The sequence below is a fragment of the Streptomyces sp. SPB162 genome (assembly GCF_029504575.1).
Classification (GTDB): Bacteria; Actinomycetota; Actinomycetes; order Streptomycetales; family Streptomycetaceae; genus Actinacidiphila.
Map to the genome: position 1 here is coordinate 191,523 of NZ_JAQFII010000001.1, position 24,213 is coordinate 215,735.

Annotated in this window: 19 protein-coding genes and 1 pseudogene; 8 read left to right on the forward strand and 12 right to left on the reverse strand. The window is 71.6% G+C overall.

Going from position 1 to position 24,213, the window contains the following annotated elements:
* Window positions 1–25 precede the first annotated feature (25 nt).
* From M2266_RS00940 to M2266_RS00955, 4 genes are read left to right on the forward strand one after another with little or no spacing between them, the layout of a single operon-like run.
* Entirely contained in the window at window positions 26–2,200 is a 2,175-nt protein-coding gene (locus M2266_RS00940; RefSeq protein ID WP_277436330.1) for a 1,4-beta-glucanase, read from the forward strand.
* Window positions 2,201–2,247: 47 nt separating this feature from the next.
* Window positions 2,248–4,245, forward strand: a complete 1,998-nt coding sequence (locus M2266_RS00945; protein WP_277436331.1) for a beta-galactosidase — start codon at window positions 2,248–2,250, stop codon at window positions 4,243–4,245.
* On the forward strand, window positions 4,242–6,542 hold the full coding sequence (locus M2266_RS00950) for a glycoside hydrolase N-terminal domain-containing protein (protein WP_277436332.1): 2,301 nt from the start codon (window positions 4,242–4,244) through the stop codon (window positions 6,540–6,542). Before M2266_RS00945 ends, M2266_RS00950 begins: the two co-directional genes overlap by 4 nt.
* The gene (locus M2266_RS00955) at window positions 6,500–7,213 is read left to right on the forward strand and encodes a hypothetical protein (protein ID WP_277436333.1); all 714 of its coding nucleotides are present in this window, start codon (window positions 6,500–6,502) and stop codon (window positions 7,211–7,213) included. Before M2266_RS00950 ends, M2266_RS00955 begins: the two co-directional genes overlap by 43 nt.
* A 67-nt stretch (window positions 7,214–7,280) precedes the next feature.
* Here M2266_RS00955 and M2266_RS00960 read toward each other — a convergent pair whose 3' ends face one another.
* The 6 genes from M2266_RS00960 to M2266_RS00985 all read right to left on the reverse strand — a co-directional run bounded on the left by M2266_RS00960 (window position 7,281) and on the right by M2266_RS00985 (window position 12,181).
* Window positions 7,281–7,655, reverse strand: a complete 375-nt coding sequence (locus tag M2266_RS00960) for a hypothetical protein (protein WP_277436334.1) — start codon at window positions 7,653–7,655, stop codon at window positions 7,281–7,283.
* 67 nt (window positions 7,656–7,722) lie between these two features.
* Entirely contained in the window at window positions 7,723–8,157 is a 435-nt protein-coding gene (locus M2266_RS00965) for a roadblock/LC7 domain-containing protein (protein ID WP_277436335.1), read from the reverse strand.
* 37 nt (window positions 8,158–8,194) lie between these two features.
* On the reverse strand, window positions 8,195–8,959 hold the full coding sequence (locus M2266_RS00970; protein ID WP_277436336.1) for a transcriptional regulator: 765 nt from the start codon (window positions 8,957–8,959) through the stop codon (window positions 8,195–8,197).
* On the reverse strand, window positions 8,956–9,366 hold the full coding sequence (locus M2266_RS00975) for a hypothetical protein (RefSeq protein ID WP_277436337.1): 411 nt from the start codon (window positions 9,364–9,366) through the stop codon (window positions 8,956–8,958). The genes M2266_RS00970 and M2266_RS00975 overlap by 4 nt, the downstream gene beginning before the upstream one ends.
* A 437-nt stretch (window positions 9,367–9,803) precedes the next feature.
* Window positions 9,804–9,941 carry a hypothetical protein gene (locus M2266_RS00980; protein WP_277441420.1) on the reverse strand — a complete coding sequence of 46 codons (138 nt, stop codon included), beginning with the start codon at window positions 9,939–9,941 and terminating at the stop codon, window positions 9,804–9,806.
* A gap of 230 nt (window positions 9,942–10,171) precedes the next feature.
* Window positions 10,172–12,181, reverse strand: a complete 2,010-nt coding sequence (locus M2266_RS00985; RefSeq protein WP_277436338.1) for a beta-galactosidase — start codon at window positions 12,179–12,181, stop codon at window positions 10,172–10,174.
* A gap of 177 nt (window positions 12,182–12,358) precedes the next feature.
* Between M2266_RS00985 and M2266_RS00990 the strand changes: the two genes are divergently transcribed.
* Genes M2266_RS00990 through M2266_RS01005 form a run of 4 tightly spaced genes read left to right on the forward strand, consistent with a single transcriptional unit; the run spans window position 12,359 to window position 16,595 of the window.
* On the forward strand, window positions 12,359–13,660 hold the full coding sequence (locus M2266_RS00990) for an extracellular solute-binding protein (RefSeq protein ID WP_277436339.1): 1,302 nt from the start codon (window positions 12,359–12,361) through the stop codon (window positions 13,658–13,660).
* 2 nt (window positions 13,661–13,662) lie between these two features.
* Window positions 13,663–14,625, forward strand: a complete 963-nt coding sequence (locus M2266_RS00995; protein WP_277436340.1) for a sugar ABC transporter permease — start codon at window positions 13,663–13,665, stop codon at window positions 14,623–14,625.
* The gene (locus M2266_RS01000; protein ID WP_277436341.1) at window positions 14,622–15,539 is read left to right on the forward strand and encodes a carbohydrate ABC transporter permease; all 918 of its coding nucleotides are present in this window, start codon (window positions 14,622–14,624) and stop codon (window positions 15,537–15,539) included. The genes M2266_RS00995 and M2266_RS01000 overlap by 4 nt, the downstream gene beginning before the upstream one ends.
* Window positions 15,540–15,572: 33 nt before the next feature.
* Window positions 15,573–16,595: a LacI family DNA-binding transcriptional regulator gene (locus M2266_RS01005; protein WP_277436342.1), complete on the forward strand. Its 1,023-nt coding sequence runs from the start codon at window positions 15,573–15,575 to the stop codon at window positions 16,593–16,595.
* A 43-nt stretch (window positions 16,596–16,638) separates the two neighbouring features.
* Here the strand turns inward: M2266_RS01005 and M2266_RS01010 are convergent, their stop codons facing one another.
* The 6 genes and pseudogenes from M2266_RS01010 to M2266_RS01035 all read right to left on the reverse strand — a co-directional run bounded on the left by M2266_RS01010 (window position 16,639) and on the right by M2266_RS01035 (window position 24,208).
* Window positions 16,639–17,757 carry a pectinesterase family protein gene (locus M2266_RS01010; protein ID WP_277436343.1) on the reverse strand — a complete coding sequence of 373 codons (1,119 nt, stop codon included), beginning with the start codon at window positions 17,755–17,757 and terminating at the stop codon, window positions 16,639–16,641.
* 71 nt (window positions 17,758–17,828) lie between these two features.
* Window positions 17,829–19,154, reverse strand: coding sequence for a pectate lyase (locus tag M2266_RS01015; protein ID WP_277436344.1), 1,326 nt, complete (start codon window positions 19,152–19,154; stop codon window positions 17,829–17,831).
* Window positions 19,155–19,239: 85 nt separating this feature from the next.
* Window positions 19,240–20,580 (reverse strand): sugar ABC transporter substrate-binding protein, encoded by a 1,341-nt coding sequence (locus M2266_RS01020; RefSeq protein ID WP_277436345.1) that lies wholly within the window; start codon window positions 20,578–20,580, stop codon window positions 19,240–19,242.
* Window positions 20,541–22,220, reverse strand: a complete 1,680-nt coding sequence (locus M2266_RS01025; RefSeq protein WP_346780858.1) for a family 43 glycosylhydrolase — start codon at window positions 22,218–22,220, stop codon at window positions 20,541–20,543. Before M2266_RS01025 ends, M2266_RS01020 begins: the two co-directional genes overlap by 40 nt.
* Window positions 22,217–23,051 (reverse strand): annotated as a pseudogene (locus M2266_RS01030) (PmoA family protein). The gene M2266_RS01025 and the pseudogene M2266_RS01030 overlap by 4 nt, the downstream one beginning before the upstream one ends.
* Entirely contained in the window at window positions 23,051–24,208 is a 1,158-nt protein-coding gene (locus M2266_RS01035; protein WP_277436346.1) for a Gfo/Idh/MocA family oxidoreductase, read from the reverse strand. The pseudogene M2266_RS01030 and the gene M2266_RS01035 overlap by 1 nt, the downstream one beginning before the upstream one ends.
* Between the last annotated feature and the right edge of the window lie 5 nt (window positions 24,209–24,213).

Consider the following 24,213-nt stretch of genomic DNA (forward strand, 5'->3'; position numbering starts at 1 on the left):
CCCCCCGCACAGTGAGGTCTTCGCCATGCCCCTGCCCAGCCGACGTGGTGTGCTGCTCGGATCGGCCGCCGGTGCGGCCGCCGCCGCCCTGCCCGCGGTCCCGGCCCGCGCCGCCCAGCCCGACGCACACCCGGCACGGCCCCACCGCTGGCGCACCGTGGCCATCGGCGGCACCGGCTTCGTGACCGGCGTGCTGTTCCACCCGACCGTGCGCGGCCTCGCCTACGCCCGCACCGACATCGGCGGCGCCTACCGGTGGGAGGAGCGCACCGCGCGGTGGACCGCGCTGACCGACTCGCTGGGCTGGGACGACTGGAACCTCCTCGGTGTCGAAGCCATCGCCGTCGACCCGTCCCATCCCGACCGCCTCTACCTCGCCGTCGGCACCTACGCAGAGTCGTGGGCCTCCCCCGGCGCCGTGCTGCGGTCCGACGACCGGGGCGCCACCTGGTCGCGTGCGGATCTGACGGTGCGGCTCGGCGCGAACGAGGACGGGCGGGGAACGGGCGAACGCCTCCTCGTCGACCCGCGGGACAGTCGGGTGCTGTGGCTCGGCACCCGCCACGACGGACTGTGGAAGTCGTCCGACCGCGGCGCGAGCTGGGCCCGCGCCGCCGCCTTCCCCGGCGTGCCCTCGGCCACCGGGCAGGGCGTCACCTTCCTCGCCGTGGCCGGACGCGTCCTCTACGCGGGCTGGGGCGACGGGGGCAGCGCCCTGTATCGCACGACCGACGGCGTCACCTGGGAGGCCGTCCCCGGCCAGCCCACCGGGGTGAGCACCCGGGTCCCGCAGCACGCGGTCCACTCCAGCGGCACGCTGTACGTCACCTACGCCGACGCGCCCGGCCCCAACGGCATGGCGGACGGCGCGGTGTGGAAGCTCGACACCGCCGCGGGCACCTGGAGCGACATCACTCCGGTGAAGCCCGCCGAGGGAGACCTGTTCGGTTACGCGGGCCTGGCCGCCGACGCCCGGCGCCCCGGCACGGTGATCGCCTCCACCAACAACCGCTGGAGTGCGGTCGACACCCTCTTCCGCACCACCGACGGCGGCCTGAGCTGGACCTCGCTCAAGGACACCGCCGTCCTCGACGTGACCGAGACGCCGTATCTCCGGTGGGGTGAGGCCGCGCCGAAGTTCGGCTGGTGGATCCAGAGCGTCGGCATCGACCCGCACGACTCCCGCCACGTCCTCTACGGCACCGGCGCCACCGTCTTCGGCACCCGCGACCTGGTGCACTGGGCCCCGCAGGTCCGCGGCCTGGAGGAGACCGCCGTCACCAAGCTCATCTCCCCTCCCACCGGGACCGCCCACCTGCTGTCCGCACTCGGCGACATCGGCGGTTTCTACCACGACACCCTCGACTCCTCCCCCGCCGCCGGCATGTACACCGGCCCCGTCTTCGGCTCCGCCACCGGCCTGGACCAGGCGGCGCTCAAGCCCTCGTACGTGGTCCGCACCGGCTGGTCGTCGACGCGCAACGGCGCCTGGTCCGAGGACGGCGGCCGGAGTTGGACGCCCTTCGCCGCCCAGCCGGAGCAAGCCGCGAACGCACCGGGACCCGTCAGCGTCAGTGCCGACGGCCGCACGCTGCTGTGGTCGTTGATCCACTGGAGCGGCACCACCTATCCGACGCAGCGCTCCACCGACAACGGCGCCCACTGGACCGAGGTGGGCACCTTCCCGCAGGGCGCCACGCCGGTGGCCGACCCCGTCGACCCGGCGCGCTGCTACGCCTACGACACCGCCTCCGGAACCCTGTTCACCTCAGCGGACGCCGGCGCGGTCTTCACCGCCGCCGCCACCGGGCTGCCCGCGGGCGACACCCAGTACCGCATCGGCGCCGCACCCGGGCGCCGCGGCCATCTGTGGTTGTCGGCCAAGGACGGCGGTCTGCTGCGGTCCACCGACGGCGGCGCCACGTTCACGCGGGTCCCGGGCGTGCAGGCCTCCTACACCGTGGGATTCGGCAAGTCCCGCACCCCGAGGGGATATCCGGCGCTCTTCCACGTCGCCCGGATCAACGGGGTGACGGGCGTCTTCCGCTCCGACGACGCGGGCGCCACGTGGCTGCGGATCAACGACGACGCCCACCAGTGGGGTTGGACCGGACAGACCATCACCGGCGACCCCCGAATCCACGGCCGTGTCTACCTCGGCACCAACGGCCGCGGCATCCAGTACGCCGACGCGTTCTGACACAACGGCGAAGCCCCGACGAAGCTCCCGACGAAGTGAGTGTCACCATGCCCGATCTGAACGACGCCGCGCGCGGCCGGATCCTCTTCGGCGGCGACTACAACCCCGAGCAGTGGCCCGAGGAGGTGTGGCAGGAGGACGTCCGCCTGATGCGCGAGGCGGGGGTCAACACCGCGACCGTCGGGGTCTTCTCGTGGGCGCGGCTCGAACCCCGCCCGGGAGCACGCGACTTCGGCTGGCTCGACCGCGTGCTGGACCTGCTGGACGCGAACGGCATCGGCGCGGTGCTCGCCACCCCCACCGCCTCACCGCCGCCCTGGATGGGGGCCCGCCACCCCGAGACGCTCCCCCGCTCCGAGGACGGTTCGGTGATCTGGTACGGCTCGCGTAACCAGTTCTGCGCGAGCTCGCCCGTCTACCGCGACTACGCCCGCCGGATCACCGAGGACCTCGCCGAGCGCTACCGCGACCACCCGGCGCTGCGGATGTGGCACATCAACAACGAGTACTGCACCAGTTGCTGGTGCGACGAGACCGCCCGCCACTTCCGCCGCTGGCTGAGCGCCCGCTACGGATCGCTGGAAGCCCTCAACGAGGCCTGGGGCACCGCGTTCTGGAGCCAGCGCTACGACGACTGGGAGGAGATCGTCCCACCACGCAAGGTCCAGTACATCGTCAACCCGACGCAGGGCCTGGACTTCCACCGCTTCACCTCCGACGCGCTGCTGGAGTGCTTCACCGCCGAACGGGACATCGTTCGCCGGCACAGCCCCGGGATACCGGTCACCACCAACTTCATGCCGATGTGGGTCGGCCAGGACGGCTGGACCTGGGCGAGCCGCGAGGACGTCGTTTCGGTCGACATCTACCCCGACCCCAAGGACCCGCACGGCGGCGCGTACGGCGCGATGGTCCAGGACCTGACCCGCTCGCAGGCCGGCGGCCCGTGGATGCTCATGGAGCAGGCGGCGGGCCCGGTCAACTGGCGGGGGGTGAACCACCCCAAGCCGCCCGGCCTGATGCGCCTGTGGTCCCTGCAGGCCGTCGCGCGCGGGGCCGACGCCGTGTGCTTCTTCCAGTGGCGGCAGTCCCGCCAGGGCAGCGAGAAGTTCCACTCCGGGATGCTCACCCACACCGGTGCGGGCGGCCGCACCTTCCAGGAGGTCAAGGGCCTCGGTGCGGACCTGCTCCGGCTGAAGGACGCCGTGGGCGGCCGTGTCGAGGCCCAGGCCGCGGTCCTGCACGACTGGAACGCCTGGTGGGCCGGCCGGCAGCCCGGCCGCCCCTCGACACTCCTCGAGTACGAGCAGGTCCTGCGCTCCTGGCACCAGGCCCTGTGGGAGAGCGGCATCACCACCGACTTCGCCCACCCCGAGACGGATCTGAGCCGCTACCGGCTCCTGCTCGTCCCCCACCTCTACCTGCTCACCGATGCCGCTCTGGACAACCTGGCCGCGTACGTCCGCGCGGGCGGCACCCTGGTCTGCGGCTTCTTCACCGGGGTCGCCGACGAGGACGACCGCATCCGCGCCGGCGGCGTGGACGTCCGGCTCCGCGAACTGCTGGGCCTGGCAGCGGTCCACGAGTGGTGGCCCCTCGACGACGGGGAGACGGTCACCGTCGAGGACACCGCGCTGGGCCCCTTCCGCGGCACGCTGTGGTCGGAGGACCTCGAACCCTCCACCGCGCACCCGATGGCCGTCCACAAGGGCGGCGTCCTGGACGGCCGGCCCGCCGTGACCCGCCACTCCTACGGGGACGGCACCGCCTGGTACGTGTCGGTGCTCCCCGAACCCGCGGCGCTGCGGGCCCTGCTCACCCGCGCCGCCGACGAGACTGGTGTACGGCCTCCACTACCCAACCTCCCCGCTACGGTGGAGGCCGTACACCGCGGCGGACTGCTCTTCCTCCTCAACCACGGGCGGCACCCGGCCACGGTGCCCGTCCCCGGCGCCCACACCGACCTGCTCACCGGCCGTGACCTGCACGACGAGATCCCCCTCGACCGTTACGGCGCCGCCGTCCTGCGGCAGGCCGGAGCGTGAGCCCGCCCCGCCGGCGCGGCAACTGGGACCCGGCACCCGCCGCCCGCTGGGAGGACGCCTTCCTCGTGGGCAACGGACGGCACGGCGCGATGGTGCACGGCGACCCCGCCGACGAGCAGGTGGTGGTCAACCACCACCTGCTCGTCCGGCCCAACGGCGCCGAGCACTGCCGGGCGCCGCAGCTGGCCGACGGACTGGAGCGACTGCGCGACGACATCCTGGCGGGACGCGCCGCCGAAGCCGTCCACCGCACTCTCGGCGACCTGCCCCTGCAGTGGGTCCGCCCCTTCCACCCCGCCTTCGCCGTGCGCGTCGGGCGACCGCGCACCCCGGTCACCGACTACCGCCGCGCGATCGACTACCGCACCGGCACCGTCCGTACCACCTGGACCCAGGACGGCGGCCGCTGGGCCTCGGAGTGCTTCGTCTCCCGCGCCGACGACGTGATCGTCCACCGCCTCACCCCGCCCCCGTACGGCACGATCACCGCGCAGATCCACCACGACGTGCGGCTCCCCGGGGCTCCCGCGGACCTGCGGGTGTCCAGCGCCGCCGCCGAGGAGCACCCGGACGAGGCGCTGATCTCCACCTCCGTGCGCTATCCGCGCAGCGACCTCGGGTACTCCGGCTGGACCCGGATCATCGCCCGCGCGGGCACGCTGCGCACATCGGGCGGGACGACGTCCGCCGAAGGCTGTACGGAACTCACCCTCCTCACCCGCGTCGCCCCCTGGAGCGCTCCCGGCGCCCCCGCGCAGCGGCAGTCCTACGAGGCGTTGTCCGCCCGCGATCGGCCGCTGCACCAGGAACCCTACGACCGGGTGGAACTCGACCTCGACGCCCCGCCGGAGCATCGCGCGCTGCCCGCCTCGTCGCTGCTCGCCGACCCCGGCACCCACCGACTCGCCCTCCTGGAGCGGCTGTTCGACGCGGGCCGCCACCACCTGCTGTCCTCCTCCGGCCTGCTGCCGCCCCGCCTCACCGGGATCTGGACCGGCGACTGGGAGACGGCCTGGCAGGGCGCGTTCACCTGCGACGCCAACCTCAACCTGCAGATGTCGTCGGCCGCGGTGGCGGCGCTGCCCGAGGTCTCCCTCTCCCTGGCGGCACTCATCCGCTCCCAGCTCGACGACTGGCGCGACAACGCGACCCGCCTCTTCGGCACGCGCGGCATCGTCGCTCCGGCCCACAGCGACGGCCTGTCCGGTCACGCCTACCACTGCTCCGACGCCTATCCGCTGCACCTGTGGACCGCCGGAGCCGACTGGCTGCTGCACCCGCTCCTCGACCACGCCGCCGTCACCGGCGACCGCTCCTTCGCCCGCGAGGTCCTCGCTCCGCTGCTCGCCGAGACCGCCGCGTTCTACGAGGACTTCCTGACCCGTACCGGCCCCGACGGAACGCTCGTCCTCGTCCCCTCCTACTCCCCGGAGAACACCCCCGCAGGCGCCGACAGCCCCGTCACGGCCAACGCCACCATGGACATCGCCGCCGCCCGGCACGCCCTGCGCGCCACGGGTGAGTCCGCACACGCCGCGCTCGCCGACCGTCTGCCGCCCTACCGGATCAACACGGACGGCGCGCTGGCGGAGTGGTCCTGGCCGGGCGATGCGCAGCGCGCCCCCGACGCCTACGACCACCGGCACATCAGCCACCTCTACCCCGTGTGGCCGCTCGACGAGATCAACCCGTGCGACACACCCGAACTGGCCCGCGCGGCCCGCCGCGCCCTCGAACTGCGCGGCGCCGAGAACGACTCCGCCCACGGCCACCTGCACACGGCGCTGGTCGCCGCCCGGCTCGGTGACGCACGGCACGTGGCGGCCGGCCTGCTCTCCGTGCTCGACCAGGACTTCTTCCACAACGGCCTGATGAGCTCGCACTATCCGGACCGCGCGGTGTACAACGCCGACGCGGCCCACACCCTGCCCGCCGTGCTCATCGAGGCACTGCTCCACTCCACCTCCGACCGCATCGTGCTCCTCCCCGCGCTGCCGCCCTTCCTCCCCACCGGCACCTTGCGCGGCATCCGCACCCGCTGCGGCGTCACCGTCACGGAACTGTCCTGGTCGGTACCCGCGCGGCGACTGCGAGTCGTCCTGCGAGCGGCGACCGACCTCACGGTCGGCGTGCAGACCGGAACCGCCGGGCGCCCGCGCCCCCACCGTCTCCCCGCCGGCCGGGACCTGGTCCTGGACCTTCCCCTCGGCGGGGTTCCCCCCACCAACCCCCCACCCAGCAAGGGAGTCCCCCCATGCGCAGAGCCGCGCGCCCGTTCCTCAGGACGGCGCTCCTGACGCCGTTCCTGGCGTTCCTCGCCGTCCTCGGTCTTCTCGCCGCCCCGGCCCAGGCCGCCACCTGGTCGTCCTCCGACCAGTGGGGCACCTGGTCCAACGGCGGCTACACCCTCTACAACGACGTCTGGGGCAGTGGAGCCGGCTCCCAGACCATCTGGGCCAACTCCTACAGCAACTGGGGCGTCTGGGCGAACCACCCCAACACCGGCGGCATCAAGTCGTACCCCAACGCCACCAAGTACGTCGGGAAGCCGCTGTCCTCGCTGTCCAGCGTGAAGAGCAGCTTCAACGTCAGCGTCCCGGGCGGTGGCGCGTACGAGACCGCGTACGACGTGTGGGACTCCGCCAACGCCTACGAGATCATGCTGTGGATGAACAAGACCGGTGCGGTCGGCCCACTGGGGACTTCCCAGGGCACGGTCACCCTCGGCGGTCACAGCTGGACCGTCTACAAGGGCAGCAACGGCGCCAACGCGGTCTTCTCCTTCGTCCGCAACGGCAACACGAGTTCCGGAACGGTCGACATCCTCGCCATCCTCCGCTGGATCAAGAACACCAAGGGCTGGTTCTCCGACATCACCCTCGGCAACGTCCAGTTCGGCTACGAGATCACCTCATCCGCCGGCGGCCTGAACTTCACCACCAACAGCTATCAGGTCACCGCTTCCTGAGCCGCGCCACCTGAAACGCGCCACGCGGCGGAGTCCGGACGGGCTCCGCCGCGTGGTGTGGACGCCGTCAGACCTCCAGATCGGCTTCGATGCGCTTGAGTTGATGCCTGGCCATCGCCAGGTTGGCGCGGCCCTTGTCCAGTGCCAGATAGAGGAAGAGGCCGTTCTTGCCCCGCCCCTTGATCAGCCGGATCAGGTGGTACTGCGTGCCGAGGGTGATGAGGATGTCCTCGATGTCGTCCTTGAGGCCGAGCATCTCCATGGTGCGCACCTTGGCGCGCACCACATCGGTGTTCCCCGCGGCGGCGACCGCCAGATCGAGGTCCTTTCCACCACCCAGGGTGCCCAGGGCCATGCCGCTGGTGTAGTCGACGAGCGCGACACCCAGCGTGCCCTCGATCGATGTCGTCGCTTCCTTGAGGCAGGTCTCGATGTTCCCCATGAGCGGGTACTTCCTTCCGGTCTGTGCGAGATGGTGCGGTCGTTGGTGCGTCGGAACGGTGGTGCGGTCAGGTGGACTCGGGTCGGAGCAGCGCCCCGTCGGTCAGTTCGGCGATGCGCGCACTGCACCGGCGGGCCTCCAGGTGGAGCCGGCCCACGTTGGCGTCGGTGCCCGCCCACGCGGTCAGCACGACGGAGAGCCCCGCCGCGTAGGTCGCGACATAGCCCTGCTCGCCCCGGACCAGCAGTTCTCGGAACGCGCCCCGGTCGGTCCCGTCCGCCAGGCGCAGCGCGACCGAGAGCACGGCCGCACTGAGCGCGGCGACGGTCTCGGACTCCGGGGTGGGAAAGTCCTGGGCCACTACCAGACCGTCGGTACTCGCGGCGAGAACCCCGGTGAGGTGCGGAACGCGGGCCCGTAACCTGCGGAGCTCTTCCATGACATCGGCCTCCGTCGCCATCAGTTGTCTCCTTTCGGCGCGCTGTCTCAGTGCGCGTCTCATGACGGCGATGCCGGTGCCTCATGGGGGGTCCGGAAGATCACAGAGTTGCCTCCAATGCGTCACGCAGTCGGCGCAGCAGGGATATGTCGGGGTCCGCGGACAGGTCCGCGACCCAGGCGGGTATGGGAGAGGGCTCCGCGGCCGTCGAACGGCGAGGGGTGCGCACATGTCCTGCGGCGGCCAGCCGTCGCACGTCGACGAGGGTGTGGAAGGCGGGGCGGCCCAGCAGCCGGGCCATCGCGAGGGGGGTCCGCACACCGTCCGCCAGCTCCAGGACGGCGCGCTGGCGCGGGGTGACGGCGGGGTTGCCGTCCGCCTGGCGGCGTACGACGGGCGCGCTGTCGACCTCGGGGTGCGGCCAGAGCTGGTCCAGCAGTTCCTCCCGCCGCCGGGTCTCGCGTTCGACGAGTTCGGCGGGCAGCGGACGCACGGGCCCGAACCAGTGGGTGGCTCCGTAGCGGAAGCGGGTCGGGCCGGTCCTGGGCGCGAGCGCGAAGAACGCGGCGTCGAAGACCGCGCCGAGATGGCATATCTCCAGCTCCCCGCTGGTGAGCAGGTTGCTCTCGACGAGGCCGCGGCCGACCCGGCACCGTGCGCCGGACCGGTCGATCGCCTCCTGCCACTCCGCGGCGGAGAGCCGGCGGCGGGCGAGGAGCAGGACGTCGACGCCGGGAGCGGCGGGGCTCTCGGCGTGGACGACCTCGCCGTCGAGCAGGTAGACCGTGCCGGTCTCCCGGAGCAGCGCTCCGGTGGCCCGGTCTCCGGCCATCCGGACCAGCATCGAGGGGTTCAGCGTCCTCATCCGAGCACCAGACGCTCGGCCAGGTTCTGCAGCCGGAGCCGGGCGAGGGCGAGGTTTCCCTCGTCACGGTCGAGCCAGAGGTGGAAGAACACGCTGCTGTCGAAGGTGGTGTCGACGAAGCACAGCAGGTGGTAGCTGGTGGGGGTGGTGACCAGGACGTCCTCGACGGAGGGCCCCTTGACGCCGTCGCCGCCCTCGCCGCCGTTGTTGGCGGGGGGCGCGAAGGCGGTGTGCTCGGCGGCCATGCGGGCCAGTTCGGCCGTCTCGACCGCGGTGGTCTCGTGGTCGTTCGTGGGGGACGCGCCGAGAGTGCCGAGCGCCAGTCCCGTGGTCCACTCGACGACGGAGGCGCCCCGTGCACCGGGCAGGCCCATCGCTTCGAGTAGGCACTCATCGATTCCGGGCACGCGAATAGCCTCTCGGTTCGCGGCAGTTGGCGACTCAACTGCACTACGGTGACCGAGAGACTACGCACGGCGATGCTTCGGATGCGGACGTAATATGATTTCCGGCGAAAACACGCAGCGTTGAGCTATGCTCCGCCCTTGCCAGATGCATAGTCGCCCGCATCCGGCGCATCGACGGCTGTCGTCGTGATCAGCGGTGGGCGAACCACTTCGTCGCGGGCAGAACCCTGTCGCCCTAGGCCGGGTCTGACACATCCCGCCTGGCCCGGGACGCCTGGCACGCGCGCTCTCCCCCAGCTACCGCTGGGAGGGGCTCCCAGTTGTCGGGCCCGCCCCGGTACGTCCAGTACAGGGGCGACCCTCCGCCGTGCGATCGCACGCACCAGACGCCCCGGGCCCCGCCCTCCGGGCGGACGCCGGTATGTGTCAGACACGGCCTAGTCGAACAGGGCTTGGTTCTCCCAGGCGTTGCCCGACGTGGGGTCGGCCGGATCCCAGCCGTTCCCGCTCACCGCGGTCCAGGTCGGCCCCCCAGGGAAGGCGCCCAGGCCGCGGCCGCCGGGTACGGCCTCCACGATGTTCAGCCCGTCGTGCCGGACTCGAATCCGCCGGGGTGAGCGTGCTCGCCGCCGCCGCGTGCCGGGCGGCGGCGGCGAGCACGGTGCGGGCGGCGGGCAGTGGTACCAGAACGGTGCCGGCGGTTCTGCGGAGCAGGGATCTCGCGTGGCACCCCCTCGATGTCCCTTCGACGACGGGCGGGTGGGGGGTGTCCTGCGTGGCGGCGCGCGGGGTGTGTCCTGCCGCCTCAGCCGTCGAGCCGCACCACGCGGACCGCGCCCGCCGGGACGGCGAGGAGGCCCGCGGCGCGCTCGCCGGTGAGGAGCTCGGTGCCGGCGGATTCCAGCGGGACCTTGGTCTCCGCGCCGGTGTGGTTGATCGCGAAGAGGTACGAGCCGTGCTCGCCGGTGCGCCGGACCACTTCGACGTCGCGCGGCAGCTCGTCGCGCGGGCCGACCCCGGCGTCGGCCGACGCGGCGGCCAGCACCGCGTCCAGCGCGTCCGCTCCGAGCCGGGCGGAGACGTACCAGGCGCTGCCCGCGCCCAGGGCGTGGCGGGTGACGGCCGGGTGCCCGGCAGCCGGACCGTCGACGTAGGTCCACACGGGCTCGGCGCCGCGCGGGACGACGAACTCCGTCCAGACATCGGCCTCCAGCTCGGCGCCGTCACCGGCCGCCATCCGCACCCGCTCCCCCGCGAGCAGGGGCGCGTGCTCCTCCACCGTCAGTCCCAGGACGTCGCGCAGGGCGCCCGGGTGGGCACCGGGGTGCACGCTGTCGTGCTCGTCGACGATGCCGGAGAAGTACGACACGACGAGGGTGCCGCCGCCCTCGACGTAGGCGCGCAGGTTGGCTCCGGCACGTTCGGTGGTGAGGTAGAGCGCGGGGACCACGACCAGCGGGTAGCCCGACAGGTCGGCCTCGGGGTGCGCGAAGTCGACGGTCAGGTGCCGGTCGTAGAGCGCCTCGTAGAAGGTGTCGGCGCGTTCGCGGGCGTCGTGGTCCTCGGTGGGGCGCCACTCCAGTTTCTGCGCCCACCAGGACTGCCAGTCCCAGACCATCGCGGCGTCCGGGACGGTGCGGGTGCCGGCGATCTCGGCGAGGGCAGCCAGGTCGCCGCCGAGCGCCACGACCTCGCGCCAGATCCGGCTGTCGGTACCGGCGTGCGGCAGCATCGCGGAGTGGAACTTCTCGGCGCCGAAGCGCGACTGGCGCCACTGGAAGAACATCGCGCCCTCCGAGCCCCGGGCGACATGGGACAGGCTGTTGCGGGCCATCTCGCCGGGGCGCTTGGCGGGGTTGCGCGTCTGCCAGCTGACGCCGCTGGTGGAGTGCTCCATCAGCAGCCAGGGGGCGCCGCCCGCGACCGAACGGGTGAGGTCGGCGGCCATCGCGAGGTTGACCTGGGTGCGGCGGCCGTCCGTCATCAGGTAGTGGTCGTTGCTGACGACATCGGCCTCGCGGCCCCACGCCCAGTAGTCCATGGAGTCGCACTGGCTGAGTGCCGTCATGAAGTTGGTCGTGACGGGGATGCCGGGGGCCAGCCGGTGCAGGAGGTCGCGCTCGGCGGTGAAGTTGGCGCGGATCGTCTCGTCGGAGAAGCGCGCGTAGTCGAGCTGCTGGGCGGGGTTGGCGACGGTGGGGGTCAGCCGGGGGGCGTCGACATGCGTCCAGTCGCCGTAACGCTGGCCCCAGAACGTCGTGCCCCACGCGGCGTTCAGTGCGTCCAGTGTGCCGTAGCGGGCGCGCAGCCAGCTCCGGAAGTCCTCGACGGAGGTCTCGCAGTAGCAGGCGGAGACCGGGACGCCGTACTCGTTGTGGACGTGCCACAGCGCGAGCGCGGGGTGCCGGCCGTAGCGCAGGGCGAGCTGCTCGGTGATCCGGGCGGCGGCGCCGCGGTAGTGCGGCGAGCTGTGGCAGATCGCGCCGCGTGAGCCGAAACCGTAGCGCACGCCCTCCCGCGAGACGGGCAGCGCCTCGGGGTGGGCGGCGTAGAACCAGGCGGGCGGCGCGACGGTCGGGGTGCCGAGATCGACGCGGATGCCGCCCGCGTGCAGCAGATCCAGCAGCCGGTCGAGCCAGCCGAAGTCGTACTCGCCCGGCGCGGGCTCGAGCAGTGCCCAGGAGAAGATCCCGACGCTGACCATGCTCACCCCGGCCTCGCGCATCAGCCGGACATCCTCCTGCCAGACCTCCTCAGGCCACTGCTCGGGGTTGTAGTCGCCGCCGTACAGCAAGCCACGGACGCGAGGCAGCATGTGAACTCCTGGATCATTTCTGGGAACGTGCACAGTCGCCTGTTCGGCGACTTGGCCCAGATAACCGCATGGCAACAACCATTGACAAGTGTCCTAGAGGTTTCTCTACTGTGAACGCTCACAGTGCATGGATGGCAGCCGTACCGATGCGGCCGCCCTTGTCAGGGAAGCGAGCCCATGCGTACCTCTCTCATTGCCAAGGTCATGGTCGGCGCAGTCGGCGCGGCCCTCCTCGCGGGCTGCGGCGGCAGCTCGGACAGTGCCGGCCAGGCGCAGGACTCCGGACCGGTCAGCCTCACCTACTGGGCCTGGGCGCCCGGCCTGGACAAGGTCGTCGACATCTGGAACAAGCAGCACCCGGAGATCAAGGTCACGGTGAAGAAGCAGGCGTCGGGCGACGACCTGGTCACCAAGATCATCACGGCCGCGAAGGCCCACAAGTCCCCTGACCTGGTGCAGGCCGAGTACCAGGCGCTGCCCACCCTGGTCAGCAACGACGTGCTCGCCGACATCTCGAAGCAGGCCGGCGCCACCAAGAAGGACTTCGCGGACGGCGTGTGGCAGCAGGCCACCCTCGGCTCGGACGCGCTGTACGCGATACCGCAGGACACCGGGCCGCTGATGTTCTACTACCGCCAGGACCTCTTCCGGCAGTACGGACTGACCGTCCCGACGACCTGGGACGAGTTCGCGGCCACCGCCCGCGCGCTGAAGCAGAAGGACGCCAAGAAGTCCCTGACCACCTTCTCCAGCGGTGACCCCGGTCTGTTCGCGGGCCTGGCCCAGCAGGCGGGCGCCAAGTGGTGGACGACCAGCGGTGACAAGTGGGGCGTCGGCATCGACGACGCCGCCTCCAAGAAGGTCGCCGCCTTCTGGGGCGGCCTGGTCAAGGAGGGGGCGATCGACAACCAGCCGATGTACACCCCGGCGTGGAACAAGGCCCTCAACACCGGCACCCAGATCGCCTGGGTCAGCGCCGTCTGGGCGCCCGGCGTCCTCACCTCCGCGGCCCCCGACACCAAGGGCAAGTGGGCCATGGCCCCGCTGCCGCAGTGGAAGAAGGGCGAGAACACGACCGGCAGCTGGGGCGGCTCGACCACCGGCGTCACCAACGACTCGCAGCACAAGGACGCCGCCGCGAAGTTCGCCACGTGGCTCAACACCGACCCCACGGCGGTCGCCGCCCTGGTGAAGGAGGGCGGCATCTACCCCGCCGCCACCGCGGCCCAGACCGGCAGCGCGCTGGCCACGGCCCCCGACTTCTTCGCCAACCAGCCGGACTTCTACACCACCGCCGCCGGTATCGCGAAGCACACCGCCCCCGGCGCCTGGGGCCCCAACGTCAACGTCGCCTACAGCGCCTTCAAGGACACCTTCGGGAAGGCCGCCCAGAACAAGTCGGAGTTCGGCGCCGCGCTGGGCACCATGCAGCAGACCACCGTCGCCGACATGACCAAGCAAGGTTTCAAGGTCTCCTGAACATGACCACTCACCGACCGGCCACCACGAAGGCCACCCCCGCGCGCGCGTCCCGTACGCGCAGCGCGGGGCCCCGCATCGCGCCGTACGGGTTCCTCGTCCCCGCGGCCGTCCTGTTCGCGCTGATCTTCGCCCTGCCCATCGGCTACGCGGTCTACCTGAGCCTGCACAAGGTGGAGGTCAGCGGCCTGGGCCTCGGCAAGAACGCCCGCCACGAGGTGTGGGCGGGCCTGTCCAACTACACCGGCGTCCTGCACGACGGCGAGCTGCTCGACGGCACGCTGCGCATCGCCGGCTACGGGGCGGTCGTGGTGCCCACCATGCTGGGGCTCGCGCTGCTCTTCGCGCTGATGCTGGATGCCCAGCGGACCCGGCTGCGCGGCTTCACCCGACTGGCGATCTTCCTGCCGTACGCCGTTCCCGGCGTCGTCGCGGCGCTGCTGTGGGGCTTCCTGTACCTCCCCACGGTCAGCCCGTTCCACTACCTGCTCGGCACGATGGGGCTGCCGGAACCCGACCTGCTCTCCGGCGGCGCGATGTTCGGCTCGCTCGGCAACATCGCGGTCTGGGGCGGCACCGGATTCAACATGATCGTGATCTACACGTCGCTGCGCGCGATCCCCGTGGAGATCTACGAGGCGGCCCGGATCGACGGCTGCTCGGAGCTGCAGATCGCGCTGCGCGTCAAGATCCCGACGGTGGCGCCCGCACTCGTCCTCACCTTCTTCTTCTCCGTCATCGCCACCCTCCAGGTGTTCAGCGAACCGACCACCCTCAAGCCGCTGACCAACTCCATCTCCACCACCTGGAGCCCACTGATGAAGGTCTATCAGGACGCGTTCGTCCGCGGGGACATCTACTCGGCTGCCGCGACCTCCGTGGTCATCGCCGTGGTGACCCTCGTCCTGTCCTTCGGCTTCCTCAAGGCCGCCAACTCCCGCACCACCCAGGGAGCCTCACGATGAGCACCACGACCACCGCCCCCGGCACCGTGCCCGCCGCCGGGACCACCCCCGGCGCCGCCCAGGGCCCGCCGAAGAGCCGGCGTTCGCGCCGCCCCGGGCTGATCCCCACCGTCGTCCTGCTGGCCGGCGCCGGATACTGCCTGCTGCCGGTCGCCTGGGTGCTGATCGCTTCGACCAAGAGCAGCCGCGAGCTCTTTTCGACCTTCACCTTCCTGCCCGGCACCGGATTCACCCGGAACGTCGCCGACCTGTCGGCCTACCGCGACGGCGTGTACTGGCAGTGGATGCTGAACTCCCTCTTCTACGCGGGTGTGGGCGCGCTGCTGTCCACGGCGGTCTCCGCGCTCAGCGGTTACGCGCTGGCCAAGTACCGCTTCCGGGGCCGCGAGTCGATCTTCAACATCCTGCTGACGGGGGTGCTGATGCCACCGGTCATCCTCGCGATCCCGCAGTACCTGCTGATGGCCAAGGCCGGACTCGCCGACAGCTACACCTCGGTACTGCTGCCGAGCATCCTGTCCCCGTACGGCATCTACCTCGCGCGGATCTATGCCGCCGCGGCCGTCCCGGACGACGTGGTCGAAGCCGCCCGGATGGACGGGGCGCGCGAGTGGGGGATCTTCACCCGTATCGCGCTGCCCATGATGCTGCCGGGGCTGGTGACGGTCTTCCTGTTCCAGTTCGTGGCCGTGTGGAACAACTTCCTGCTGCCGTACATCATGCTCGGCGACGACGAGAAGTTCCCGGTGACCCTGGGTCTCTACACCCTGCTGCAGCAGGGTGCCTCGGCCCCCGCCCTCTACACCCTTGTGATCACCGGCGCGCTGCTGGCAATCGTCCCGCTGATCGCACTGTTCCTCGTCATTCAGCGGTTCTGGAGCCTGGATTTGCTCTCCGGCGCCGTAAAGTCCTGACCAGCACTGCACCTTCGCGAAGGACCTGCCCGCATGAGCCGTACAGACCGGCGCCGCCCCCCGACGATCCATGACGTGGCCCACGAGGCGGGAGTCTCGCGTGGCACGGTGTCGCGGGTGCTCAACGGCGGGATCAACGTCAGCCCGGCGGCACTCGAAGCGGTCAACGCGGCCATCCGCAAGACCGGATACGTCGTCAACCGGCACGCCCGCAGCCTGATCACGGGCCGCTCCGACTCCGTCGGCTTCCTGCTCACCGAGCCGCAGGAGAAGTTCTTCGAGGACCCGAACTTCAACGTGCTGCTGCGTGGCTGCACCCAGGCCCTCGCCGCGAACGACATCCCGCTGCTGCTGATGATCGCGGGCACCGAGTCCGAGCGGCGGCGGATAACGCGTTACATCACGGCGGGCCACGTGGACGGGGTCCTCCTCGTCTCCAGCCACTCCGGCAACCCGATGGCCGAGCGGCTGCAGCAGGCGGGCATACCGCTGGTGGCCTGCGGCAAGCCGCTCGGCAACTCGTCGAAGGTCAGCTACGTGGCCGCCGACGACCGCGACGGCGCCCAGGAGATGGTCCGCCATCTGCACCGTTCCGGCCGCCGGCGCATCGCCACCGTCACCGGGCCGCTCGACACCCCGGGCGGCGTGGACCGGCTGGCCGGCTACCGCGAGGTGCTCGCCGAGGTCGGGCTCCCCGCGGACGAACTGCTGATCGCCGAGGGCGACTACAGCCGCGCGAGCGGCGAGTCGGCGATGGACCGGCTGCTGGAGCGGGCGCCGGACCTCGACGCGGTCTTCGTCGCCTCCGACCTGATGGCGCAGGGCGCCCTCAACGCCCTGGAGCGGGCCAGGCGCCGGGTTCCGCAGGACGTCGCCGTCGGCGGCTTCGACGACTCCCCCGCCGCGCTGGGAACGCGTCCCCCGCTGACCACCGTCCGCCAGCCGTGGGACCGGATCAGCTCGGAGATGGTGCGGGTCCTGCTCTCCCGCATCGCGGGCGAGGACCCCTCCACCGTCATCCTGCCGACGGAACTCGTCGTCCGCTCGTCCGCCTGACCCGCGTTCCATGCCGTTGACCGCTCCCTCCCACGAGGGGCGGTCAGCGGCATTCCTCCCACGGAGCCCAGTCGCCGAACCAGTCCGCCGGGGTCTGGGCCGCCGCTTCTCCGGGGGTGAGCTGCGGCCGGTCGGCGGGAACCGGAATCGCCGCACCTGGGCCGCAGTTGCGGTACTCGCGGAAGCGCTGGCTCTGCCAGGGGTACGCGGCCGACATGTTCGCGTACGGCTCGGGCGCGTTGATGCCGGCGCCGAGCAGGCTGTCGCGGACGGTGAGCATGGGTACCGCGGTGGTGTCCGAGCTGGGCACCCAGGGGCGGGCCAGCCGGTAGAAGCCGTCCGGGGCCGTGCTGCTGATCCGTGAACGGACGACCAGGTAGCCGTACGGGGTGGAGACGGCGGTGCTGGGAGCGAAGACGAAGCCGTACGGGGCCGAGGCCAGGTCGGTGCGGTTCAGTGTGCGGAAGTGGGAGGTGTCGAACACTGCGGTGGCGCGCCCGAAGACGAAGTCGACATCGCCCTCGACGTAGCAGCGGTGGAAGTACTGCCGGGCGATGGTGGTCCTGGCCGGGGTGTCGGCGTACAGGGTGTCCTGGTGGCCGAGGAACCGGCATGTGTGGAAGGCCGCGCGGTCGCCCGTCGTCTTGAGGGCGACGGCCTGGGTGCCGGTGATCTCCGGGTGGTCCGCGCGCAGCCAGTCGTTGGCGAACGTGAGGTCGCGGGCGGTGAAGCCGTCGGCCTGGACCGTGGTGGTGGCGGAGCCGGAGGTGCCGTAGGTGCCGGAGCCGTCGGGCTTCGGCGTGCCGTTGGCGTGATCGTAGACGATGACGGTGTCGCGGGCGTCGCCGCTCGCGCCGATCAGCGTGAGACCGGTCTTGGCGGCGGGGACGGTGACCGTCTCGCGGTAGACGGCCGCGGCGAGGACGACTGTCCACGGCTCGGCGGGGTTGTCCGGGGTCGCGGACACCGCGGCCGGCACGGTCAGGTGGTCGCCGCGGCCCCGCGGGTCGACGTAGCGGGTGCGGTCGTCGCGGCGCCCGGCGGGCGAACCGTAGCGGCCGAACGGCCGCGCGGAGCGGGAGCCGGGACGGGTGAAGCCGGTGACGGAGCCGGCGGCCGCGGCGGCGGCGCCCAGGACGGCGGCTCTGCGGGTGAGGGACATGGGGCCACTCCTTCGCTGGTGGGAGGGGACCGGGCGGGCCGGACCGTTCCGGCCCGCCCGGCAGTGCGCTGCTACAGCCGCCCGGCGCCCGCGCCGCAGTCGACGATGTGCGGAACCGCGCTCGGACGGTCGACACGGGTGCGCAGCGCCGGAGTCCAGCCCGCGTCACCGGCGATGACCGTGGCGGGGTGGGCGGCGTTGAACGCGCCGAGGAGGTCCGTCTCCTTGCCGTTGACGACGTTGTGGTGCTCCGTCATCGCGGTGCCCTTCCAGTACGCGATGACCCGGTCGGCGCCGACCGTCTTGGGCAGCGTGAACGCGTTCGCCTCCGCGACGAGTTGGGACTTGAAGCCGACGCCGAGGCTGTAGACGTATTCCTGGCCCGTGGTCACGACGTAGTGGTTGTTGTACGTGTCGACCTGGCCGAAGCGGACCCGCGGCGCGCGTTCGGTGATGTTCTTGAACAGGTTGTGGTGCAGGGTCACGCGCAGCTTGCCCGCGTCGGTGGCGGCGGCACCGTCGCTGTTGCCGAAGAGCAGGGTCTTGTCGTGGTCGGTGAAGGCGTTCCAGGAGGCGGTGACGAGGTCGGCACCCTTGACGATGTCGAGTTCTCCGTCGTGCTGCTGGTAGATCCGCCCGAAGTAGAACGGCTGGGCGGCGTCGGGACGGCGGCCGTCGGTGAACGTGTTGTGGTCGATCCAGACGTGGGTGGCGCCGTAGACGACGAGGTTGTCGTACTCGGAGTTCCAGTTGCCGGTGGCGCCGTCGGTGGGGTCCCACTGCGGGAAGCAGTCGAACGCGTCCTCGAAGGTGAGGTTGCGGACGATCACGTTGTCCGCGTTCTTGACCTGGAGGTCGAGGGCGAGCAACTTTGCGTGCTTGCCGACGCCCACGATGGTGGTGTTGGAGCCGACCAGGAGCTGGACCCGCGCGCCCTGCCGGGCGGCGGAGGCGGCACGGGCGTCCTCCTGCGGGCCGGTGGGCACGGTGGTGGTCCCCCAGGTGGCCGGGTCGTACGCGGCGAGGTAGGCGTCCAGCGCATAGCCGTCGGTGGCGTAGTCCGCGCAGCTCAGCGGCTGTCCGGCGGCGTCGGTGTTGCCGTCGATGGTGCCCTTGATCTGGATGATCTTGGGGGTGGCGTCGCCGCCGTTGAGGGCGGCGGCGAGCTGCGCGCGGGTGCTGACGGTGAAGGTGTGGGCCGCGTCGGCGGCCTGACCGCCGGTGGTCCCGGCACCGGACGACGCCCAGCCGTCCCCCGCGGGTAGGGCGGCGCGGGCGGGCGTGTGATGCGCTGCCTGGGCGGCCGGCGCGTGGGCCGCCTGGGCCGGCGCGGCCAGCGCCAGGGAGGTGCAGCCGATCAGCACAGCAATTACATGGGCATGACAGGTTCTTCTCATGACGACTCCCGCTGAGGCGAAGGGAACGGACGGAGGGAACGGACGCGGCGGGGCGCCGGTGGGGGGCGGCGCCCCGCCGCGGGTATCAGCTCTTGTGCTTCTTGTAGTCCGCCTGCGCGGCGTTGAGCTTGTCCGCGAGCTTGTCGGCGAACTGCTTGGCCGTGGTCTTGCCGAGCAGCAGCTTCTGGAAATCCGGCTCGGAGTCGGCCTTGGTGATGCTGTTCCAGTCCGGCAGGTAGTACGGGAACTGCACGATCTTGGTCTTGGGATCGTTGAGCGAGTCCATCGCGGCCTTGGTCGGCTTGGCGTCAGTGATCCACTTGTCCCACTCGGTGTCGGTGTTGGCCGGGATCGCGCCCGCCGACTGGTTCCAGAGGCTGTTCATCTCGGCCGAGGCGGCGAACTCGATGAACTTCCACGCGGCCGCCTTGTTGGAACCGGACTTGAACAACCCGAGCCCGTCGACGGGGTTGGACACGATGGTCCGCACTCCGCCGTCGGTGGCCGGCGGCAGTGGGATGCCGTCGATCTTCTCCTTGCCGAACGCCTTCACATGGTCGTTGTACGAACCGAGGTTGTGCTGCAGCATCCCGATGCTGCCCTGGTCGAACTCGGCGACCATCTTCACGAAGTCGTTGTTGAGGTCGGCCGCGGGCGTCGCCTTCTTGTACAGGCCGACGTACTTCTCCAGCGCGGTGATGTTCGCCGGGTCGTTGACCGTGGTCTTGTCGCCGTTCCAGAAGGTGTCGATCCCCGACTGGGCGTACATCATCTCCAGCGCCTGGGCGATCGAGCCCTTGCCGCCGCGCAGGGTGAAGCCGAACTTGTTGTTCTTGACGTCCGTCAGCTTGTCGGCCGCCGCGTACAGGCCCGCCCAGGTGGTGGGCGGCTGCAGACCGGCGGCGGTGAACAGGTCCGTGCGGTACCACAGCGTGCCCTGGTTGGCCGACGTCGGCACCTCGTAGAGCTGCTGGGCGTCACCGCCCGCCGCCTGGACGCTGGTGACCATGCCGGCGACGAGCTTGCCCTTCAGCGCGCTGTCGTTGATCCGGTCGGTGAGCGGCTCCAGGGCGTTCTGGGCGACCATGTTGGCCAGGTACGCCGTGCCGACGCCGCCCACGTCGGGCAGGCCTCCACCGGCGATGGCGGTGTCGTACTTCTTCTGTACGTCGGCGATCGGGATGCCGACGTACTCGACCTTGATGCCGGGGTTCTTCTTCTCGAACGCGGCGATGATCTGCTTCCAGACCGCGGTACGCACCCCACCGTTGTTGTCCCAGAAGACGATCTTCCCCTCCCCCTTGCCCTCGTCGCCCGACGAGGTGCCGGAGTCACCACAGGCGGTGGCGGTGATCGCGAGTGTGGCGGTGATCGCCGTGGCGGCGATCAGACGGGTTCTGCGGCGTGGCTTCTTCGACTGTGACATGGCGGCTCTTTCGGTCGTGGGATCTGGTCCTGCATTGCGGTGGTGCGGTGCGGTGGTGCGGTGGTGCGTGCGGTGTGGTGCGGTGCGGTGGTGCGTGCGGTGCGGTCGTGCGATTCAGGAGTGATGCGGAAGGCGTCGAACGCGGCCGTTCCCGCGGGGCCCCGGCCCGGGGGCGCGGTGGCGAACAGGCCGAGCTGGGCACCGAGCCAGCGCCACGGGCCGGCGGTGAACACCGGTCCGGAGGCCAGCGGCCCCTCGCCGATGTCCGCGCTGAAGTGACAGCGGGCACTCGGTGCGACCTCGATGCGGAGCCGGGCCCGGCCGTCCGGCGCCGGGCGGGCGTACTCGGCGTCCCGCTCGGCCGCCTGGCCCGCGGACTCGGCGAAGCGGTGCACGAGACGGATCCCGTGTGCTCCCCGCTCCAGGCCGATCCAGGAGTAGGTGTCCCCGAGGACGGCCAGTCCCGCCCGGGCACCGGGGGTGGCGGAGTCCAGGGTCAGCTCGACGGTGACCGTGCAGGACTCGGCCGGCAGCCGCTGGACCAGGACGTTGGGCACCGTCCGCAGGTCTTCGACGCCGGTGGTGCGCGCGCAGGCCAGCCGCAGGCCGTCGCCGCTGTGTGCGGTGGTCCGTCCGGGGCGCGGGTTCGCCGTCCACGACCACTGGCGGCCGAACCGGCCACCGGGGAAGTCGTCGTCGGTGGCGGGGGCTTCGACCGGCTGGTCCTCGCCCTTCGGCTTGGCGTGCACGGTCACCGGCTCTCCGTCGGCGCCCAGTAACGGCCAGCCGTCCGCCGCCCACCGCATCGGCTGCAGATGCACCACCCGGCCGTACGCTCCCCGCGCCTGGAAGTGCACGAACCAGTCCTCGCCGGACGGGGTGTCCACCCAGGCGCCCTGGTGCGGCCCGTTGACCGCGGTACTGCCCTGCTCGAGCACGACCCGCTCCTCGTACGGTCCGAAGAAGTCCCGGGAACGGAACGCGCCCTGCCAGCCGGTCTCCACCCCGCCCGCGGGGGCGAAGATCCAGAACCAGCCGTCCCGCCGGTAGGCCTTGGGTCCTTCGAGGGTGAACCAGCCGGGGAGGGCGTCGGCATCGATGATCACCCGTCCCTCGTCGAGCAGTTCGGTGCCGTCGGAGCTCATGCGGTGCCCGGTGAGCCGGTTGTTCACCCCGGCCCGCGACCTCGCCCAGGCGTGGACGAGGTACGCGCTGCCGTCCGCGTCCCACAGCGGGCAGGGGTCGATCAGGCCGCGCCCCGCCTTGAGCAGGTGCGGACGGGTCCACGGTCCGCGGACGTCCTCGGCGTTGACCTGGTGGATGCCGGTGTCGGGGTCTCCCCAGAAGATCCAGAAGCGGCCGTGGTGGTGGCGGATGGACGGCGCCCACACCCCGCCGTCGTGGCGCGGCACGGCGAAGGCGACGGCCGGCTCCCATCGGTCCAGGGCGTGGCCGACGATCCGCCAGTTGACCAGATCGCGCGAGTGCAGGATGGGAAGGCCCGGCGCGCGGCCGAAGCTGGAGGCGGTCAGGTAGTAGTCGTCACCGACGCGGATCACGTCGGGGTCCGGCCAGTCGGCGTTCAGCACGGGATTGCGGTAGGTGCCGTCACCGAGGTCGGCGGTCCACGCGCGCGTCATCCGGTCTCCCCCCCGCCCAGAGCCCGCGCCAGCGCCGCCGCTTCGTCGCGCCCGAGCCGCCCGTCGGCGATCCCGGTGACGATCCGCCGGGTCACGGTGGCCGCCGGCGGCACCGCCAGCCGCTCCCGCGCCGCGAGCGAGGAACCGACGCCGGGGTACTCGCCGGTGCGCACGAACCACGGGTCCGGTCCGCTGAACACCAGCGTCCACCGGCCGCCGGCCAGGGCGAGCCAGTCGGCCGGGCGGCCGTGCACCGCGTCCTCGCCGTCGGCGTCCGCGCTGAAGACGTCAGCGGGACGTGCCTCCTTCGGAGCTCGCCAGAAGAACCCGCCGTACCCCGCGCCGGGCCGGCCGTTGGTGGCCGGGCTGCCGATGCCCAGCGGGCGACCGGTGGTGTTGGTGAGCGCGAAGGTGACGTCGAGCGCCCAGGCGGTGTCGTCGATCCGCCGGACGTCGACGGTGCGCCGCTCGTGCAGCAGTTCCCGGTCGTCGGCGGTCCAGGACAGCTCCTCCGTGAAACCGGCGGACGTCCGCCGGAGCCAACCGCTGTGCCGCTGTTCACCGTGGTTGTCCCGTTCGGTGGGCCCCTGGCCGCGGACGAAGGTCCGGCCGCCCCAGAAGTTGCGGCCCGCCACGTCCGGGACCGCGACGCTCACCCCCAGGTGGTGCCGGTGGTCCGTGGGCATCACCTCGGTGACCTGCACTCCGCCCAGGGTGCGGACCAGGTGCAGATACGGCCGTGGTGACAGCCCGCGCTACAGCCAGGTCGGGCCGGTGGTCATAGCGGCCGACGACCTGGTCGCCGCACCGCAGTTCGAGGGGTTCGGTCATCAGCAGTGCACCTCCCGCGCGGACTCCTGTACGGCCCAGGGCGCGCCGAGTTCCGAGAAGAGCGCGAGCGTCTGCGCGGCGGACTCGACCATGTCGTCGACGCCCGGCACCACCCGGCGCTGGGAGCGCTCCCCCGCAACGGCACGCCACAGCCGGCCGGGAACCGGCACGGGATCGGCGGCGGTGCGGATCGCCTCGACGACCTTCATGAAGGCGCCGGTGGAGCGCGGCGGGACGAGCAGCTCCTCGCCGTGCGCGAGGTGCGCGAGCAGGTTCTCCAGCAGATCGGTCCGGGCGAAGACGCGCTCCTCGGGGCCGTGCGAGGCACGCTGCAGCAGCACCCGGTCCTGCTTGTACCAGAAGGTGATGCGGCCCTTCGTGCCGTGCACGGCGACATACGGTTCCGTCGCGGTCTCGGCGCACAGGGTGGCGGCGACGGCGATCCGGGTGCCGCGCGCGGTCCGGATCCGGACGCAGGAGGTGTCGTCGGACTCGATGTCGTTGGCGCGGAAGAGTTCGGTCTCGATCGCCGCCACGTCCTCGGCGCGGTCGCTTCCGTCCAGCCGCAGGGCGGTGGCCACGGCATGCGCGAGGGGGTTGGTGAGCACGCCGTCGACCACGTCGACGCCCCGCAGGGTGCGGCGCCCGGACCAGGCGGCGCGGGTGAAGTACCCCTCCTCGCGCACCCAGTTGCCGGCGGCGCCGATACCCCGGACCCGGCCGATCGCGTCCTCGGCGACCAGCTCGCGGATCGCGGTCACCGCCTTCGAGCCGAGCGACTGGAAGCCGATCTGGCATGCGCTGCCCCGCGCTTCGAGACCGGTGACCAGCCGCTCGTACTCGGCGTACGACGGGGCCGGGGGCTTCTCCAGCAGGACGTGCGCGCCATGGGCGGCGGCGGTCAGCGCCAGGTCGGCGTGGGTGTGGATCGGCGTGCAGACGATCGTGACGACGGCGCCCGTCCGGTCGATCAGCTCCCCCAGGTCGGTCCCCTGTACCGGTGTGCCGAGTCCGGTGAGCCGCTCGTCCTCCAGCGTCCGCAGGTCGCACACCCCGGCCAGCCGTACGGTTCCGGCGGCGGTGAGCCTGCGGAGGTTCTCCAGGTGCCAGTGCCCGTGGCCGTACGCGCCGGCCAGGACGACGGGTGTCGCTCCCATGCCGC